Source organism: Microbulbifer mixtoriginis (SeqCode), from assembly GCF_052467515.1.
Genome location: NZ_CP174314.1, coordinates 1825791 through 1843921, shown reverse-complemented (window position 1 = coordinate 1843921; position 18131 = coordinate 1825791). Strand labels below are relative to the sequence as shown.

The 18131-nt window shown below is 51.8% G+C and carries 14 protein-coding genes; 2 read left to right on the top strand and 12 right to left on the bottom strand.

What is annotated here, in order from left to right; all coding sequences use genetic code 11:
- Positions 1 to 964: 964 nt before the first annotated feature.
- The 12 genes from ACJJIT_RS07900 to ACJJIT_RS07845 form a co-directional block, all read right to left on the bottom strand.
- A complete protein-coding gene (locus tag ACJJIT_RS07900) occupies positions 965 to 1999 on the bottom strand; it encodes an acyltransferase family protein (RefSeq protein ID WP_444900568.1) in 1035 nt (344 codons plus the stop codon).
- 212 nt (positions 2000 to 2211) lie between these two features.
- Entirely contained in the window at positions 2212 to 2676 is a 465-nt protein-coding gene (locus tag ACJJIT_RS07895; protein WP_252081947.1) for a thioesterase family protein, read from the bottom strand.
- Positions 2673 to 4070 carry a Si-specific NAD(P)(+) transhydrogenase gene (gene sthA, locus ACJJIT_RS07890; protein WP_252081948.1) on the bottom strand — a complete coding sequence of 466 codons (1398 nt, stop codon included), beginning with the start codon at positions 4068 to 4070 and terminating at the stop codon, positions 2673 to 2675. The genes ACJJIT_RS07895 and sthA overlap by 4 nt, the downstream gene beginning before the upstream one ends.
- Before the next feature lie 136 nt (positions 4071 to 4206).
- Positions 4207 to 4449, bottom strand: coding sequence for a (Na+)-NQR maturation NqrM (gene nqrM / locus ACJJIT_RS07885; RefSeq protein ID WP_252081949.1), 243 nt, complete (start codon positions 4447 to 4449; stop codon positions 4207 to 4209).
- On the bottom strand, positions 4449 to 5507 hold the full coding sequence (locus tag ACJJIT_RS07880) for an FAD:protein FMN transferase (protein ID WP_444900567.1): 1059 nt from the start codon (positions 5505 to 5507) through the stop codon (positions 4449 to 4451). Before ACJJIT_RS07880 ends, nqrM begins: the two co-directional genes overlap by 1 nt.
- Before the next feature lie 14 nt (positions 5508 to 5521).
- Positions 5522 to 6745, bottom strand: a complete 1224-nt coding sequence (nqrF, locus tag ACJJIT_RS07875; protein ID WP_252081951.1) for an NADH:ubiquinone reductase (Na(+)-transporting) subunit F — start codon at positions 6743 to 6745, stop codon at positions 5522 to 5524.
- 17 nt (positions 6746 to 6762) lie between these two features.
- Positions 6763 to 7371 carry an NADH:ubiquinone reductase (Na(+)-transporting) subunit E gene (gene nqrE, locus ACJJIT_RS07870; protein ID WP_020413086.1) on the bottom strand — a complete coding sequence of 203 codons (609 nt, stop codon included), beginning with the start codon at positions 7369 to 7371 and terminating at the stop codon, positions 6763 to 6765.
- 3 nt (positions 7372 to 7374) lie between these two features.
- Positions 7375 to 8031, bottom strand: a complete 657-nt coding sequence (locus ACJJIT_RS07865) for an NADH:ubiquinone reductase (Na(+)-transporting) subunit D (protein WP_252081952.1) — start codon at positions 8029 to 8031, stop codon at positions 7375 to 7377.
- Positions 8032 to 8033: 2 nt separating this feature from the next.
- On the bottom strand, positions 8034 to 8816 hold the full coding sequence (locus tag ACJJIT_RS07860) for a Na(+)-translocating NADH-quinone reductase subunit C (protein WP_444900566.1): 783 nt from the start codon (positions 8814 to 8816) through the stop codon (positions 8034 to 8036).
- Positions 8809 to 10020, bottom strand: a complete 1212-nt coding sequence (locus ACJJIT_RS07855) for an NADH:ubiquinone reductase (Na(+)-transporting) subunit B (RefSeq protein ID WP_252081954.1) — start codon at positions 10018 to 10020, stop codon at positions 8809 to 8811. Before ACJJIT_RS07855 ends, ACJJIT_RS07860 begins: the two co-directional genes overlap by 8 nt.
- A gap of 2 nt (positions 10021 to 10022) precedes the next feature.
- Positions 10023 to 11363 (bottom strand): Na(+)-translocating NADH-quinone reductase subunit A, encoded by a 1341-nt coding sequence (locus ACJJIT_RS07850; protein WP_252081955.1) that lies wholly within the window; start codon positions 11361 to 11363, stop codon positions 10023 to 10025.
- Positions 11364 to 11756: 393 nt separating this feature from the next.
- The gene (locus ACJJIT_RS07845; protein ID WP_444900905.1) at positions 11757 to 13217 is read right to left on the bottom strand and encodes a glyceraldehyde-3-phosphate dehydrogenase; all 1461 of its coding nucleotides are present in this window, start codon (positions 13215 to 13217) and stop codon (positions 11757 to 11759) included.
- 306 nt (positions 13218 to 13523) lie between these two features.
- Between ACJJIT_RS07845 and mfd the strand changes: the two genes are divergently transcribed.
- Both mfd and ACJJIT_RS07835 read left to right on the top strand, forming a co-directional pair.
- Positions 13524 to 17003 carry a transcription-repair coupling factor gene (mfd, locus tag ACJJIT_RS07840; protein WP_444900565.1) on the top strand — a complete coding sequence of 1160 codons (3480 nt, stop codon included), beginning with the start codon at positions 13524 to 13526 and terminating at the stop codon, positions 17001 to 17003.
- A gap of 137 nt (positions 17004 to 17140) precedes the next feature.
- A complete protein-coding gene (locus tag ACJJIT_RS07835; RefSeq protein WP_444900564.1) occupies positions 17141 to 18100 on the top strand; it encodes a CsiV family protein in 960 nt (319 codons plus the stop codon).
- Positions 18101 to 18131 lie beyond the last annotated feature (31 nt).

The following is an 18131-nucleotide window of genomic DNA, read 5'->3' as shown; positions in this document are numbered from 1 at the left end:
CGCTTCCCTATGACCCAAAGTATAAGTCGAAGTGGAAATTGCTGGGATAATACACCAATAGAAAGACCATTTCGAACTCTGGAAAGTGAGTGGGTTCCCTCTCGCGGTTACACCGCCATCAGAAAACAAGCCGAGAGATTAGCCATTATTTAATGACCCACTACAACAAGGAGTATCCCCACCAACAAAATGGCTAAGTGACGTCCACGAAAGCGGTTGAAAACCATAACATACCACCCAAAGATAGTTGACCACTACAAATTGGAGTTACCTCCCTAGTATCAAGGTAGGATAGGAGGCGGCCCAAAAAAGTAAGCAGCCTTAAAAATTGAGATCACTATTGCATGACCAGAAATCATCACAACTTGGAATAAAATGGAATTATGATTTATCCTCGTTTCGTACCTTTTCCATATTGCATGAAGGTTAATTGCACTATAAATTTTTAAAGCTACTTAAAGAATTTGAGCATTAATTCGATATAGATATTATCAGCGTATCCCTTTGAACTCTAAAACGAAACTCGACATCCAGATAGGGGCACCCCCTCCAGCAAGCTGACCTTAAGAACTCAAATCAAGCTGGAAGTTACGCAGATCATCCAACAAGCAACGCATAAACGACCCAAAAAACATAAACCCTTTAAAGTTATTTATCAGTTCGAGCCACACTTAAAATTGTATTCCCTGTAAAATTACTTATATACTACCAAACTTCAAAAAAAGGAATAAACATTGAAAACACCACCAACAACACACCGGCTCCACACCTCAAATACAAAAACCTAAGCACCCAAAAGCCACTTAAATTTTGGACAACTATACACTCGCCATTTACACATAAGATGTAATTACTTGTTAAAAATTAACCTTCAGAAAAACTCATCATACCGCCCATTTCACAAGGTAGCAAAACACCAACAACTGCACAAACAACAGGAAGCCTTCCAGCTCCCTGCTTAAACCTATTGTTGACGCTGATATGTAAACTCGGTGATGCGCTCCCGCTTATTCGACAAAACCAAACTAACCAACCCAAATGGATTCATCATCTGGCGGGCTAAAACCTTTAAATATCTCAAGCTCAACACAGGCAACAGAAGCAATGAGCCGAGAATCAAAAAAACAACCTTAAGGGAACTATCAACATAACTGAACACTCCCAGAAAAACCAAACCTTTAACAACAAACCCATGCAAGACATATATATAAAGCGAATTTTCGCCATAACTCGTAAAAATATTTTTAGTCTTTTGCACAATAGAAAGCAATGAAAGGCCAAGAATCAGCGCCAAAATATATAGAGAAAACCGGTAAAAGACACCATATTCCCACTCAGCACCCAATCGAGCATAAGATCTACTCCCATACAACCAGCCAACTTTAAATTCCTGAACACCTGGTACAGCCAACAGTATCGTGAAGACCAAAAAGATAACACTGGAACCCACTAGCGCACTACCATTAAAACCTTGCATTTTCCCAACGATACGCGAATGATAGAAATAGCCAACCAAGAAGAAAGGGAAAAATACAAAAGTCCTTGAGAAAGATAAATTGTAATCAAGATTATTTATTCCACAGGCTAAGCCTGCGATTACAGCTATAGCTACAGGAAACCTCAACTGAACAAAAACTGGAAGCATCAGCCTCCAAAAAATAAGACTTAACAAATACCACAAGATCCAGTACGGCATCAATGGCGACACATTTAAACTCCCCTTAGAAAAGAGAATATAGTCAAATATAGAGTAGACTAACTCCAAACAAAAGTAGGGGACCAACAGCTTAGCAATAAGCCCGCGAACCATTTTATCGTTTAAATCACGTGATGATACTACACCCGAAACATAAGCAAACATCGGCATATGGAACAGATAAATGAATACATAAATAGACTTAACCCATTCATACCTTCCCATCACAGGCTCAACCATGTGACCAAGAACCACCAAGAATATTAGAATAAACTTAAAATTATCTAAAGTTACATCTCTCATAATGCACTATATAACAGTCAATCTCAGTTAAAATTAGCTTAGCCCTTAACCACGGAAACTTAGCCAGCCTCTTAATACAAGCTTTTACATATGCCAACAGCTTAGAAAATCATTATCTTCTCTCATGTTTATTTTGCAGAAAATACTCACCAACACCCATAAAGCTCAAAGGCGCTGATTAACCTTTATATTTAACGAAAGGCAACCAGGCATCAATAGAGAAATGTGGCAGTCCCAGTAGCAATTAATTCTTCCCGGTCATTACTCAACTCCATACGCGCAACCACGAGTTTATTGCCTGTGCGTAGAATTGAGCCTTCACAGAGAAAGTGCTCACCCCTTCCGGGCTTTAAATAATCCACGCGCATATCTACCGTACCCAGCTTAGAAAGGCGATCGGCTTTTTCTTTCCAGTGCAGATCCCCCATGCGCTGATATGCAGCAACCATTGCGGTAAGGCCACCGACAGTATCCAGGGCGGTGGCAATTACGCCACCGTGCAAAATATTCGTCCAGACGTTACCTATCAACTCCGGACGTTGTTGAAACCCGGCGGAAAGGGTAAGGGCCTCTAGGTCTAGGGAGCGCATTTCAAGGCCAATCTGCTGATTAAAAGGGATCTTTTCAAAAAATCCCTTTACCAACTCCTGAAATTCATGGGGAGAGGGCTCTGTCATAATCTTGCAACCCGGTTGAGACCATCCAGTGCGGCACTACGGTAGGCCTCTGCCATGGTGGGGTAATTAAATGTGGTGTTAACGAAATAATCGATGGTGTTATTTGGCGAGGGCTGCTTCATGATGGCCTGACCAATATGCACAATCTCTGCCGCTTCGGCACCAAAACAGTGAATGCCGAGAATTTCACGGGTTTCAATATGGAACAGGATCTTGAGCATGCCCACGCGCTCACCAGAGATCTGTGCGCGTGCAGTGTGTTTAAAGAGCGCACGCCCCACCTCATAGGGTACCTTGGCGGCTGTCAGTTCGGATTCTGTTTTTCCTACTGAGGAAATTTCCGGCAGGGTATAAATACCAGTGGGCGCATCCTCGATTACACGGTGCCCGCGGCCGGCAATAGCTGCTGCTACCGCCCTACCCTGGTCATAGGAGGCACTGGCAAGGCTGGGCCAACCAATAACATCGCCCACTGCAAAGATATTATCCACTTCCGTGCAGTAATGATCATCTACGCTTAACTGGCCGCGGTGATTCGCTTCGAGGCCGACATTTTCCAGGCCCAGGGAGCTGGTATTACCTGTACGACCGTTGCACCAGAGCAGCGCGTCTGCATGGATACGCTTACCTGATTGCATTTCCATAATCACGCCCTGATCATTAGGGAGCACACGCGCATACTCCTCCTGGTGGCGAACGGTAACGCCCATATCTCGCAAGTGGTAACTCAAGGCATCAGAGATCTCATCATCCAGAAATTCCAACAGGCTACTGCGGGTATTGATCAAATCTACCTTGATACCAAGACCAGCGAAAATAGAAGCGTATTCACAGCCAATCACGCCGGCGCCGTAGATCATGATGGAATGCGGTGTATGCTGCATATCCAGAATCATATCGCTGTCGTAGACACGCTCATGATCAAAGTCCACATCTGCGGGACGATATGGACGGGAACCCGTGGCAATAATAAATTTTTTCGCGGTGACAATTTCTGTGGCGCCATCGGGCAGCTGTACTTCTACACTATTCGCATCGCGGAAATTTGCCGCCCCAACGATTAGCTCAACCCGATTACGCGCATAAAAAGAGGTGTGCATTTCCACTTGATAGGAAATCACTTTATTGACCGTTTGCATCACCTGAGGAAAGGTTAGGCGGCGCGGTTCACCCAAAGCACGAAAAACACTCTGAGTGTTATAACGCATTAATTGTTTGACAGAGTGGCGCAGAGCTTTGGAGGGAATGGTGCCCTTATGGGTACAGTTACCGCCCACTACTTGGCGTTTTTCAATCACTGCGACACGCATGCCTTTTTTCGCAGCGCTCATTGCGGCGGCCTCACCAGCGGGACCAGAACCAATTACAACCAAGTCAAACTTTTGCTCTGCCATCTATAGCTCTAATTCTATTTTTCCAAAACGGAGTATGAGATTTAAGAATGCCTCACACTCACTACTAAAATCAGCACAGAAGGTGCCAATGATATAAAACAACAAGCCCGTTAATTACGGGCTTGTGAGAGATTGCTTACTTGCGCTTAGTCGCGTCGTAAGCGAGGTCTTCAGCGGCAACCTTTTGCTGACGCTTACGCTCTTGCTCTTTTTCGCATTCGTCGTCGTTGCCACCACAAATGGTGCAGTCCTGCTTCATTCCGATATTATTCAGGCCGCCACAAGAGCCTTTTAGTGGCTTATTTTGCACCATGGCGCCGAGTGCCATTCCGGCAACTACTAACAGCATGGCAATAAAAGCAAAGATAAATATTGTCATTACTCAGACCTCTCTAAGTAGGGTGCAAAGGCGCGGCTATAGCGCTCCTCGAAACCCTTATCAGTTTTTACCAGCATGAAAACAGCCAGGTTTTCACGTTCGGCCAAAGCCAACCCTTCTTCAGCCCCAAGTACATTGAGAGCGGTAGCAAGGCCATCTGCTTCAGCACAGGTATCTGCCAGCACGGTTACCGAGGCCAGCTTGTGCTGTAACGGTCGACCAGTGCGGGGGTCGATACTGTGTGCATAGCGCACTCCATCGCGTTCATAGTAATTCCGATAATCACCACTGGTAGCCACCGCCTTACCACTAACACCAATAGGCTGTTGAACCATCTGGCCAAATGAGTCAGGTGCTTCAATACCAATTATCCAGGTCTTACCTTTTGGATTCACACCCAGGGTACGCAGTTCACCGCCGATTTCGACCAAGTAGTTGCGAATTCCCTGCTGCTCCAGCAACAGTGCAACCCGGTCGACGCCGTGCCCCTTGGCGATAGCCGAAAGGTCAATTTCTACCGGTCTCTGACGAGTGATCGTATCCGGTTTACGGGTCACTTTAAGTGCATCGGAGCCGACTACCTTTTGCAGGCCGACTATCTCCGCATCGGAGGGAATTTTCTCAGGCTCTGGTTGGGGACCAAATCCCCACAAGTTAACCAATGGGCCAACGGTAACCTCGAAGGCACCCTGACTGCGTCGATAAATATCCAGAGACAGCGTCACAATATCTACCAGCGGCTCACTGACCGGGATGGCCTCACCTACAGGACCGCGGTTGAAACGCATCAACTCCGAGTCCTCGATATAGGTGGACATCTCCTGGTTGACCTGCTGCAGCTCATCGTCAATTAACGATTGCAGCTCGCTACGCTTTACGCTTTGCGGTACATCGACAACCGTGATGTGATAAGTGGTCCCCATGGTGCGGCCACTAAGCTGCCAGTTTTCCACTGCCGGAGTACAGGCAGTGAAAATTACAGTCGCCCAAAGCAAAAACAGGGCCGGAAGAACGGGCCCTGTTTTTGCTTTTATCGGGGCTTTGATTGCGTTTAGCAAACTAAGCTCTCCGTTTAACCACCGAAGTCATCAAGGAGGATATTTTCATCCTCTACGCCCAAGTCTTTGAGCATGCTGATTACTGCGGCGTTCATCATGGGTGGCCCACACATGTAGTACTCACAGTCTTCCGGAGCCGGGTGGTCCTTCAGGTAGTTTTCATACACCACGTTGTGAATGAAACCTGTGTAACCCGTCCAGTTGTCCTCCGGTTGCGGATCAGACAAGGCCACATGCCACTTGAAGTTATCAAACTCAGCAGCCAGACCGTTGTAGTCATCTTCGTAGAACATCTCGCGCAGAGAACGCGCGCCGTACCAGAAGCTGATCTTGCGCTTGGAATTCAGACGCTTGAGCTGGTCGAAGATGTGTGAACGCATCGGCGCCATACCGGCACCACCACCGATAAACACCATCTCGTTGTCGGTTTCCTTGGCGAAGAACTCACCGAAGGGTCCATACACCTTGATCTTGTCACCCGGCTTCAGGCTGAACACGTAGGAAGACATCTGACCCGGCGGGATACCCTCGGTACGGGGTGGCGGAGTCGCAATACGGATGTTGAACTTAACAACACCTTTTTCTTCCGGGTAGTTAGCCATAGAGTAGGCGCGAACCACAGGCTCGGTCACCTTGGACTCCAGCTTGAAGAAGCCAAAGTGCTCCCAGTCACCGCGGTACTGGTCTTCTACTTCGAAGTCGGCAAATTTAACGTGGTGAGCTGGGGCTTCCAGCTGTACGTAACCGCCAGCACGGAAGTCAACGTTTTCGCCTTCGGGCAGACGCAAGGTCAGCTCCTTAATGAAGGTGGCAACGTTGGGGTTGGATTCCACAGTGCACTCCCACTGCTTCACTCCGAACACCTCTTCCGGCACTTCGATTTCCATATCTTGCTTAACCGCAACCTGACAGGAAAGACGCTTGCCTTCTTTTGCATCGCGCGGGGTAAAGTGAGCCGCTTCAGTCGGCAACATATCGCCACCGCCCGCAGTCACTTTACACACACACTGCGCACAACTGCCGCCGCCACCACAGGCGGAGGCCAGGAACAGGTTATTGGCAGCCAGGGTTTGCAGCAGCTTGCCGCCGGCTGGCACGGTGAGAGTCTTCTCACCGTTAACCAAAATGTTGACGTTGCCGGTGTTTACCAGGCGCGAGCGGGCCGCAAGGATCACCGCCACCAGCGCCAGTACGATGACGGTAAACATCGCTACGCCGAGGATAATTTCAATACTCATTCTATTGTTTTCCCCGCTTAGATATCGATGCCGCCGAAGGACATGAAGCCCAGGGACATCAGGCCAACGGTTACGAAGGTGATGCCCAGACCTTTCAGGCCATCCGGAACGTCACTGTACTTCAGCTTTTCACGAATACCGGCCAGAGCGGTAATCGCCAGTGCCCAACCGAGGCCGGCACCGAAACCGTAGGCAACACTCTCACCGAACGCGTATTCGCGCTCAACCATGAACAGGGAGGCACCCATGATGGCGCAGTTCACGGTGATCAGCGGCAGGAATACACCCAGGGCGTTGTAGAGCGCTGGTACATATTTATCCAGGAACATCTCCAGGATCTGTACCAGTGCCGCAATTACGCCGATGTAAGACAGCAAGCCGAGGAAGCTCAGGTCCACGTCGGGGTAACCGGCCCAGGCCAGTGCGCCGTCTTTCAGCAGGTAGGTGTAAATCAGGTTGTTCACCGGTACTGTCAGAGTCAGTACCACGATAACCGCAACACCCAGGCCAATCGCAGCTTCGATCTTCTTCGATACGGCCAGGAAGGTACACATACCGAGGAAGAAGGCCAGCGCCATGTTTTCAACGAAAACGGCGCGAATAATCAAAGAAATATAATGTTCCATGGATTAGGCCTCCTGCGCTTGGGAATTAGGCGCAATCTTGAACTCGTCTTGCTCAACCTGGGCAGGCTTCCAGGCGCGGATTGCCCAGATGAACAGGCCGATCAGGAAGAATGCACTGGGCGGCAATAACAGCAGGCCGTTGGGGATATACCAGCCGCCGTTGCTTACGGTGGTCAGGATATCTACACCGAACAGTTTGCCAGCGCCGAACAGTTCACGGATTACCGCGAGACCAATCAGGATAACGCTGTAGCCCAGACCGTTACCGAGACCATCGAAGAAGCTGGGCAGCGGCGGGTTCTTCATAGCGAAGGCTTCCGCACGCCCCATTACGATACAGTTGGTAATGATCAGGCCAACGAATACGGACAACTGCTTGGAGATGTCGTATGCCAATGCCTTGATCAACTGGTCCACCAGAATTACCAATGAGGCAATCACGGTCATCTGAACGATGATGCGGATACTGTTCGGGATCTGGTTGCGGATCAGAGATACCGCAACGTTGGAACAGGCCACAACCGAGGTCAGAGCGATACACATTACCAGGGTTACCTGCAGCGAGCTGGTTACAGCCAGTGCAGAACAGATGCCCAGGATCTGCAGTGCGATCGGGTTGTTGTTAAAAATCGGCTCTAGCAGAGTCTCTTTGATTTTCATGCTTATGCCTCCCCTGCTTTCAGGTTTTTCAGGAAGGGACCATAACCTTGGTTACCCAGCCAGAAGTTCACCAGGTTGCTAACGCCCTTACTGGTCAGAGTTGCACCGGACAGGCCGTCTACTTCGTGAATCGCATTCGGGCTGTTGGGGTTAACCTGGCCTTTGACTACAGCGATATCTACGTCGCCTTGCTTGTTGAAGACTTGCTTACCAACCCACTGGGCTTTCCAGTTAGGGTTGTCCACTTCGCCACCCAGTCCGGGAGTTTCCTTGTGCTCGTAGAAGCCGAGGCCCGCTACGGTGTCTAGGTTGCTCTCCAGCGCGAGGAAACCGTACAAGGTACCCCAAAGTCCGTAGCCACGGACAGGCAGAATGATCTTGTCCAGTTGGCCGTCTTTCTCTACCAGGTAAACCTCTTTAATGTTTTCCCGACGGATAATCTTGGCGGTGTCCTCGTCTGCCGGCAGTCTCTCACTGGCAGAGGGAATCTTGGAAGCAGCGCGACCGCTGCCGCCAGCCGGCGCTTCATCGGTGAACTTACCGGTGTTCAGATCAACGTATTTGATCTTCACATCGGCGAAGGCTTTCTCTACTTCCGCTTTGTTAGCGCGAGAGTCCTTCAGCAGGCCACCAGCCATCAGTACGTTGCGCTTCATGTCCAGCTCGGCATTCGCCTGCTGGGCAGGCTTCAGCATTACTGCCGCAGTGGAAACCACCACAGAGCACACCAGGCACATTACCAGCGCGACAATCAGAGTACCGGTTACGGAATCTTTATTAGCCACGTGCCAACCTCCGTTTGATATTGGACTGCACCACAAAGTGGTCAAACAGCGGAGCGAACAGGTTAGCGAACAAGATCGCCAGCATCATGCCTTCCGGGAAGGCCGGGTTCACTACACGAATCAGGACAACCATCACCCCGATCAGGATGCCGTACCACCAGCGACCAGTGTTGGTCATAGCAGCGGAAACCGGGTCAGTGGTCATAAAGATCAGGCCGAAAGCAAAACCGCCCACCACCAGATGCCAGTACCAGGGTACCTGGAACATCGGGTTGGTTTCGGAACCGATCATGTTGAACATAAATGCGGTGGCCATCATACCCAGCAGAGTGCCGGCTACGATGCGCCAGCTGGCGATCTTCATGCCCATCAGAATTACACCGGCAATCAGGATAGCCAGGGTAGAAGTTTCACCGATGGAACCATGTATCTTGCCGAAGAAAGCGTCGAACCAGGTTACCTGGCCAACCGCAGCATTCACGATACCGTTCTGGATACCTTCACTGGCCATGACAGACAGCGCGGTAGCGCCGGTGTAACCGTCAACCGCAGTCCATACTGCATCGCCAGACATCGCTGCCGGATAGGCGAAGAATACGAACGCACGACCGGTAAGTGCCGGGTTGAGGAAGTTTTTGCCGGTACCACCGAATACTTCCTTACCGATCACCACACCGAAGCTGATGCCCATAGCCACCATCCACAGAGGCAGATCCGGCGGACAGGTTAAGGCAAACAGAATGGAGGTTACGAAGAAACCTTCGTTCACTTCGTGACCGCGCACAGCGGCGAACAGCACTTCCCAGATACCACCCACAATAAAGGTGACCGCATAAATCGGCAGGAAGTACATGGCTCCGTAGACAAAGTTGTCCCACAGGCTCGCAGGGTTATAGGAGGTCAGAGCACCAATAATGGCGTGACGCCAGCCGGACAGATCCGGATTGGTCATACCTTCCAGAATAGTGTTGGCCTGGAAACCGATATTCCACATACCGTAGAAGGCAGGGATCATCGCACAAGCCCACACGGTGATCATAATACGCTTCAGGTCGATACCATCGCGCACATGAGAGGTGGTCTTGGTTTTATCAGCCGGCTGGAACAAGCCAGTATCAATGGCCTCAAAGAGGGCATAGAACTTTTCGAACTTGCCGCCTTTGTGGAATTTCGGTTCGATGGAATCGAGGAATTTACGCAACATACTTACCCCTCCTTCTCAATACGGGTCAGGTTGTCCCGCAAAATGGGGCCGTATTCGTACTTGCCCGGACACACAAAGGTGCACAGTGCCAGATCTTCCTCATCCAACTCCAGAGCACCCAGTTTCTGGGCCATAGCGGTATCACCCACGATCAGGGAGCGCAGTAGCTGGGTCGGCAGTACGTCCAGCGGCATGACCTTCTCATAAGTGCCGACCGGTACCATGGCACGCTCGGAACCGTTAGTACTGGTGGTGAAGTTGAACAGTCTGTTCTTGAACAGGCGCGAAAGGTAAATCGGGAAAACTGAGAAGCGCTTGTTACCGGCACGCAGATAGTGCAGGAAAGGACGCTCACCACCCTCTTCCAGCACAGACACCTGATTATGGTAACGACCCAGGTAACCCAAAGGACCTTCAGCAGTGCTGCCGCCAAATACGGAGCCGGAAATAACGCGGTCGTTATCACCTTTCAACTCACCGGAAGTCAAAGTTTCCAGGCTGGCGCCGAGACGAGTGCGCACAAGTCGGGGCTGCTTAACTTGAGGGCCGGCCAGGGAAACAACGCGATCGGTGAACAGTTTACCGGTGGTAAACAGTTTGCCTACGGCGATCACATCCTGGTAATTAATGGTAAATACACTGCGAGAGCCAGAAACCGGGTTCAAGTAGTGGATATGGGTACCGGACAGGCCCGCCGGGTGGGGGCCGGCAAAAGCTTCGCGGCGAATATTCGCAGCGCTCGGTACGGGGATATCTGCATCAGGAGCGGTACAGACGTAAGTGGTTTCCGCCAGCTTGGAAAGAATCTCAACGCCCTGAGAGAAGGCTTTGGGATTCTCGGCAATGACCACTTCTGGGTTGGCAGCCAGAGGATTGGTGTCCATCGCATTGATAAACACCGCTTCCGGTTTAGCATCCAAAGCGGGCACGCGGCTGAACGGGCGGGTACGCAGTGCGGTCCACATACCGGATTCAACCAGGTTCTCAACGACCTGTTCGCGCGTCAGACCAGATAGCTTATCTACGCTATAGCTCTGGAACTGTTCTGCTGCATCGCCGTCTATGCCAATCACAACGGATTGCAGAACACGGCGAGCACCGCGATTGATAGCAACAACACGACCGGCGGCCGGCGCGGTGTAGCGCACGCCTTCGGTTTTTTTGTCACTGAACAGTAGCTGACCAAGATTGACGCGATCCCCTACAGCCACTGCCATTGTCGGCTTCATCCCGTGATAATCGGGGCCGAGAACAGCAACGGTCTTGATCGCAGGTCCTTTGTGGATGACCTGCTCGGGCGCGCCGGATATGGGTAAGTCCAATCCCCGACGGATCTTTCTCATACGCCTATGCCTAAGTTTCTAGTTTATAAAATTGCAATAAAGCCCACCCGCCCAGGTTCAAACTGAAAAACAGTCAATCCCGGACTGGCGAGCCATACTGTGGAATTCTGTGCTGCGAGGGCTTATGCCGTTTCACCCGTAGACCGGGCGGAAGGAAGCTAACTAAAGGTTGTGCGCGCTAACTTCTCGGCGCACGGCCGCCCCGCAAAATCGCGCGCATTATAAAGATGGGGCAAAAGCTTTACCAGTCTGGAAGCGTCCAAAGTGGCACTAAGAAGGGAAATTTCTACTGAAAAAACAGGGATTTGGAAAGATGTGGGCGGACGGCTGTGACTGCCGCCCCACCCTCATGGTCAGCCCAAAGAGCCGACCTGCAGACTTTAAGCTGACGCCTTAGTCTTTCTTAGGGAACAGCTCATAACGAACGCCAGCCATATCTTCCAAGCAGCGAACCACTTGACAGCTATAACCGAACTCGTTGTCGTACCAGCAGTAGAGCACTGCGTTCTTACCATCCACGATAGTCGCAGTGGAATCGAATACGCAGGCAACGCGGGAGCCAACAAAATCGCTGGATACCACTTCCGGGGAGTTGGTGAAATCGATCTGCTGACGCAGTGGCGAGTGCAGTGCCACATCGCGCATATATTCGTTCAGCTCTTCCTTGGTGGTCTCTTTACCCAGGTTCAGGTTCAGGATCGCCATGGAAACATTAGGGGTCGGAACGCGAATTGCGTTACCGGTGAGCTTACCTTTCAGCTCGGGCAGCGCTTTGGCAACCGCCTTGGCAGCACCGGTTTCAGTCAGAACCATATTCAGCGCTGCTGCGCGACCGCGACGCTCACCTTTGTGATAGTTGTCGATCAGGTTCTGGTCATTGGTGTAGGCGTGTACAGTTTCTACGTGGCCGTGCTCAACGCCGTAACCGTCCATCATCGCCTTCAGCACAGGCACGATGGCGTTAGTGGTACAGGAAGCGGCAGACAGCACCTTATCTTCCGGCTTGATGTCGCCACTGTTGATACCGTAAACGATATTCTTGATATCGCCCTTGCCCGGTGCAGTCAGAAGCACTTTGGAGGCGCCGGGGCTCTGCAGGTGCTGGCTCAGGCCTTCTTCATCGCGCCATACACCGGTACTGTCAACGATAATCGCATCGTTGATACCGTGCTGGGTGTAATCCACTTCCTGCGGGGAGTTGGCGTAGATAATCTTGATTTCGTTACCGTTACAGATCAGGGAGTTGGTCTCCTCGTCTACACGGATAGTGCCCTGGAAAGCACCGTGTACGGAGTCGCGACGCAGCAGAGAAGCGCGCTTCACCAGATCGTTGGGGGCCTTACCCTTGCGCAGTACGATAGCGCGCAGACGCAGAACGTCACCACTACCGGCCTTGTCAATCAGCAGGCGGGCAACCAGACGGCCGATACGGCCAAAACCGTAGATCACAACATCTTTGGATTCAGGCAGAGGCTTGCCGGCACCCGCTGCGTCGGACAGCTCTTCACGTACAAACTCATCCACAGACAAGCCGCGATCGTCGCGCATGTACTTGTTGGTCATGGTTCCCAGGTCGATATGTACGGGACCCAGCTCCATCTTGCAGATGGCTTCCAATACAGGGAAGGTTTCAAACTCGGAGAGTTCATTTTCCTCAACCTGGCGCACGAAACGGTGCGCTTTCATAATGCTCAGCACTGAGCGATTAACCAGGTTGCGGCCGTACATATAAATACCGACGTTGCTCTCACGGTTGAGCTTTCCAATCATCGGGATCATGGATTCAGCCAGTGCTTCTCGCTGTTTCCAGTCCTTGAAAAAGTCCGCGGGCTTCGGTCGCTTCTGAGTCACTATCGGACACCTCTGCAATGTGTTTAATAGGCAGGAAATCACGGCCCACAAACCACTCGGGGCCGTATGGCTGCGCATTATCAGTATTCACCCGCTGCTACGCAACTGCGCAAAAAAAAACCAAAAAAATGTAGTAAAACTACCTTTTTGTTGTCACAAGCCCTCGCGATACGCAATCCCCTAAAAATTGCAGCCGTTTGAGATCGAAACCACAGGCACAGATATCATAGACTGCAGCCCGATCCGATCGCGGCTACAATAGCCGCCCCTGGCACTACAGCAAATGAAAGCGCGGATATTTAAGGAACGATGACCGATATACAGCCCCTGACTCCCCCCAAATTTCACAGCACCACCGACCGGCAATTCTGGGGACAACTTCACGGCGCAGCGGCCGCACTCGCCATTCTGAATGCTGCTCGCAACAGTCAATCCCCCACACTGCTGATCACTCGTGACAGCCTCGAGGCGCACCGCTTAGAGGTACAGCTGAAATTTTTTAACAAAGCGCGGAGAGATGCAGCCTCAGAGGGCGACTTTGAGATCTTTCATTTTCCAGACTGGGAAATTCTCCCCTACGATACCTTCTCCCCACACCAGGATATTATCTCGGACCGCCTGGCAACCCTCTACCGCCTGCCGCAAATGGGGAGCGGTATTGTCATAGTGCCCGTGAGCACCTTAATGCATCGCCTGCCGCCAAGTGATTACGTAGCCGGCAATGCGCTGATCCTCAATGAGGGGCAACAATTTGATATTGATATCCAGCGTCGCCTGTTAGAGCAGGCAGGCTATCACTGTGTAGATACCGTCTATGAACACGGTGAGTTTGCCGTGCGCGGCTCACTCATGGATATTTTCCCTATGGGCAGTCCACTGCCCTATCGCATCGATCTATTCGACGATGAAATTGAATCCCTGCGCACCTTTGACCCAGAAACCCAACGCACAGTGGATAAGGTGGAAACTATTCACCTGCTGCCCGCGAGAGAGTTCCCAATGCACAAGGCCGGTCTTTCCGGCTTTCTGCAGAACTGGCATGAACAATTCCAGGTGGACCCCAGTCTTGTGCCCATCTACCAGGATATCAGTGCAGGAATTGCCCCAGCGGGTATCGAATACTACCTGCCACTATTTTTCGATAACAATTGCGCGAGCCTGTTCGACTACCTACCCGAGAACAGCCAAGCTTTTATCCAAGGAAATGTGCAAGCACCTGTTGATAGCTTTTGGCGCGAGGTCAGCAACCGCTATGAGAGCCGCCGCGGCGATCTGACCCGCCCAATTCTTCAACCACGCCAGATTCTGCTGGATATCGATGAATTCAATGGCGCGCTCAAATCGATGCCAAGGGCCATCTTCTCTGCAGAGACGCTGCCCGATGCCCAGGGCAATTACAACTTTGCCACCCAAGTACCTCCAACCCTACCGGTAGACGGCAAGGCCGAGCAACCAATGGCCGCCCTGGAAAGTTACCTGATGGAGTACTCCGGGCGAGTGCTCTTCTGTGCCGAAAGCGGTGGGCGCCGCGAGGCATTGCTGGAGCTTTTAAAAGGTATTCGCCTGACTCCCCCAACCTATGCTAGCTGGGAAGAATTCCTCCAAAGCAATGAATCCATCGGGATCACCGTAGCGCCCCTGGATCAGGGCCTGTTACTTACCGATCCTGCCGTCAACCTGATCGCTGAGCCGCAGTTATTTGGCGAGCGGGTGCTACAACAGCGCCGCCGCAAAAAAGCCAAAGATGATGCAGACAATGCAGTCAAAAACCTGGCCGAATTGCGTATCGGCGCCCCGGTAGTGCATATCGATCAAGGAGTGGGACGCTACCGCGGCCTGCAACACCTGGAAATCGATGGACAGCCTGCCGAGTTCTTGACTCTGGAATACGCCAATGAAGCTAAGCTCTATGTTCCCGTAGCCAGCCTGCACCTGATCAGCCGTTACTCCGGTGCCGACGAGGCCCTGGCTCCACTGCATAAAATGGGCAGCGAACAGTGGCAGAAAGCCAAGCGCAAAGCCGCCGAAAAAGTTCGTGATGCCGCTGCCGAACTCCTGGATATCTATGCGCGTCGTGAAGCCCGTGTAGGTCACGCTTTTGCCGACCCCAAGCTGGCTTATAGAGAATTTTCAGCCGGCTTCCCCTTCGAGGAAACGCCAGACCAGCAGCAGGCCATTGAAGCCGTGATTGGCGACATGCAGTCGAAAAAGCCCATGGACCGACTGGTGTGTGGCGATGTGGGCTTTGGTAAAACCGAAGTCGCTATGCGTGCGGCCTTTGTCGCCGCCCATGCCGGCAAGCAAGTGGCCATGCTGGTACCCACCACCCTATTAGCGCAACAACATTTTCAGTCTTTCCAAGATCGCTTCGCCGACTGGCCCATCAATATTGAAGTGATCTCCCGCTTCCGTTCAGGCAGAGAAGTGGACAGCGTGAAAGAGAAGATAGCCAGTGGCAAAGTGGATATCCTTGTCGGTACCCATAAGCTTCTACAGAGCGACCTGGATTTTAAGAATCTCGGACTGCTGATTATCGACGAAGAACACCGCTTTGGGGTACGCCAGAAAGAACGCCTCAAGAGCCTGCGCGCCGAAGTGGATATCCTCAACCTAACCGCCACACCGATCCCGCGCACTTTAAATATGGCAATGGCCGGCATTCGCGATCTATCAGTCATCGCCACGCCGCCGGCGCGACGCCTCTCTGTAAAAACTTTCGTGCGCGAGCGCGACGATGCACTGGTGAAGGAGGCCATACTGCGGGAGATCCTCCGTGGCGGCCAGGTGTATTTCCTGCACAATGAAGTGAAAAGCATTGAGCGTATCGCCCGAGAATTACAGGAGCTGATTCCCGAGGCCCGCATCGGTATCGGTCACGGTCAGATGCGTGAGCGCGAACTGGAGCAGGTCATGAGTGACTTTTACCACAAGCGCTTTAATGTTTTGGTGTGTACCACCATTATCGAAACCGGTATCGACGTCCCAACTGCTAACACAATACTGATCGAACGCGCAGACAAATTTGGCCTGGCCCAGCTGCACCAGCTGCGTGGTCGTGTGGGGCGATCCCACCACCAAGCCTATGCCTACTTGCTGACCCCCAACAAACGCTCAATGACTGGCGACGCGGTCAAGCGGCTGGAAGCCATCAGTGAAGCCCAGGATCTTGGGGCTGGATTCACCCTGGCCACCCACGATCTGGAAATCCGTGGCGCCGGCGAGTTACTTGGTGAGGAACAGAGCGGTCAAATCCAGAGTGTCGGCTTCAACCTGTATATGGAGATGCTCGACCGCGCGGTAAAAGCCATTCGCGAGGGGCGCACTCCCAATATCGACGACCCCCTGGAGTCCCCGGCTGTAGATGTCAATCTGCGGGTACCGGCGCTGATTCCAGAGGACTACTTGCCGGATGTCCATGGCCGTCTAATGATGTACAAACGTATCGCCAATGCCGTTGATCGCCAACAACTGAAGGAGTTACAGGTGGAGATGATCGACCGCTTTGGTCTATTGCCAGAACCGGTCAAACACCTGTTCCGCACCACCGAAATAAAACTGAAGGCCGATAAAATGGGCATTCGCAAATTGGAAGCCTCCGCCGCCCGAGGTCGCATCGAGTTTGCCGAAAATACCCAAGTAGACCCCCTCACCCTGGTGAAATTGGTGCAAACACAGCCGGGACGCTACCAGCTGGCCGGCGCCAACCAGCTGAACTTCAGCCTCGATGAAGAGGGCGCCGACCGCAAGCTACAGGAAATAAGCGAAGTGCTGGAGCGCTTAGCCCAGTGATAGTATCCGGTAGCTAGTGACCTGATCGATCGACAGGGGGGCCACCCCCTGCCACAATCCCGGCCTATATAGCTGGCCGCGAAATACTCACCCTGCTCTGACGATAGACAGGACAGATGGAAGAAAGTGGTAACCCAATGACCATAAAAAAGATAGTGCACCTCTGCTCTACACTTGCCCTGGCACTCTCCGCCACGACCTCACAGGCGGCGAACTACGCCGGCAATACTTTCGAAATCGAGATGATCGTGTTCGAACGCCCCCAAGGTATGGCACAAACCAATGAAACCTGGCCTGCGGAGCCGAGCCTCACATACCCTGCTCGCTGGGTGGACTTTGAAACCCCTGCACCCCGGGAGGAAAAAGCAGAATCCCCTGTCGCAACCGCATTCCCTGAATCCACAGAGCTCCCCCAAGAAGATACAGCATTGGACGAGGAGCCTGTCAGCTTTGCAGTCAGCGAGTTCGGCGATCACAATATTGACCAAGCTCCCCCCCTCCGCTTACTCCTCTCCCCCGTAGACACCAAGCTGGATACTAAGGCGGCAGCTCTAGTGAGAGGCGGGGATCGCATTTTATTCCACAAAGCTTGGCACCAAGTTTTGGAGCAAAAACATAAGTCACCAGCAATCCTGATTGATGGTGGCGAAACCTTTTCAGGGCACAGCCAGCTGGAAGGGTCAGTTACCCTGAGCGTCTCACGCTATTTGCACCTGAGCACAAACCTTTGGCTCAATGATTTCTCTGCTCCCGCATCTGCGGAGGGTATCCGCCTGCCTCATCGACCCAAGGCTGCTCCAACACCCTCCGAGGAGACAATTTCTTTCTCTGCCACGAATGAGGGGCTTATTGCTTCCAATCCGAATAGGCATAACTTCTCAAACGCAGCAGGAGATCAGGAGCCCATAACCTTAGATGCCCCAGCTGAGCAACCGGTATATGTTATGCGGGCCGCTCATTTACAACATGAGCGCCGTATGCGAAGCGGCCAACTGCACTATATTGACCACCCGGCTTTTGGTATTTTGATTGAAATTCGCACTGTGGCTGAAAACAACGAAGAAGTCACAGAAGAAACCACCCCAGTTACCTTATAAACAGCCAATTAATACTCTTTTAAATACCCCC

Bases quoted from the DNA above. Each gene is read 5' to 3' on its own strand.
- nqrF (WP_252081951.1), bottom strand. From the start codon at position 6,745: ATGAGTATTGAAATTATCCTCGGCGTAGCGATGTTTACCGTCATCGTA.
- mfd (WP_444900565.1), top strand. From the start codon at position 13,524: ATGACCGATATACAGCCCCTGACTCCCCCCAAATTTCACAGCACCACC.
- nqrM (WP_252081949.1), bottom strand. From the start codon at position 4,449: ATGACAATATTTATCTTTGCTTTTATTGCCATGCTGTTAGTAGTTGCC.
- ACJJIT_RS07855 (WP_252081954.1), bottom strand. From the start codon at position 10,020: ATGTTGCGTAAATTCCTCGATTCCATCGAACCGAAATTCCACAAAGGC.
- ACJJIT_RS07835 (WP_444900564.1), top strand. From the start codon at position 17,141: ATGACCATAAAAAAGATAGTGCACCTCTGCTCTACACTTGCCCTGGCA.
- sthA (WP_252081948.1), bottom strand. From the start codon at position 4,070: ATGGCAGAGCAAAAGTTTGACTTGGTTGTAATTGGTTCTGGTCCCGCT.
- ACJJIT_RS07865 (WP_252081952.1), bottom strand. From the start codon at position 8,031: ATGAAAATCAAAGAGACTCTGCTAGAGCCGATTTTTAACAACAACCCG.
- nqrE (WP_020413086.1), bottom strand. From the start codon at position 7,371: ATGGAACATTATATTTCTTTGATTATTCGCGCCGTTTTCGTTGAAAAC.
- ACJJIT_RS07900 (WP_444900568.1), bottom strand. From the start codon at position 1,999: ATGAGAGATGTAACTTTAGATAATTTTAAGTTTATTCTAATATTCTTG.
- ACJJIT_RS07850 (WP_252081955.1), bottom strand. From the start codon at position 11,363: ATGAGAAAGATCCGTCGGGGATTGGACTTACCCATATCCGGCGCGCCC.
- ACJJIT_RS07895 (WP_252081947.1), bottom strand. From the start codon at position 2,676: ATGACAGAGCCCTCTCCCCATGAATTTCAGGAGTTGGTAAAGGGATTT.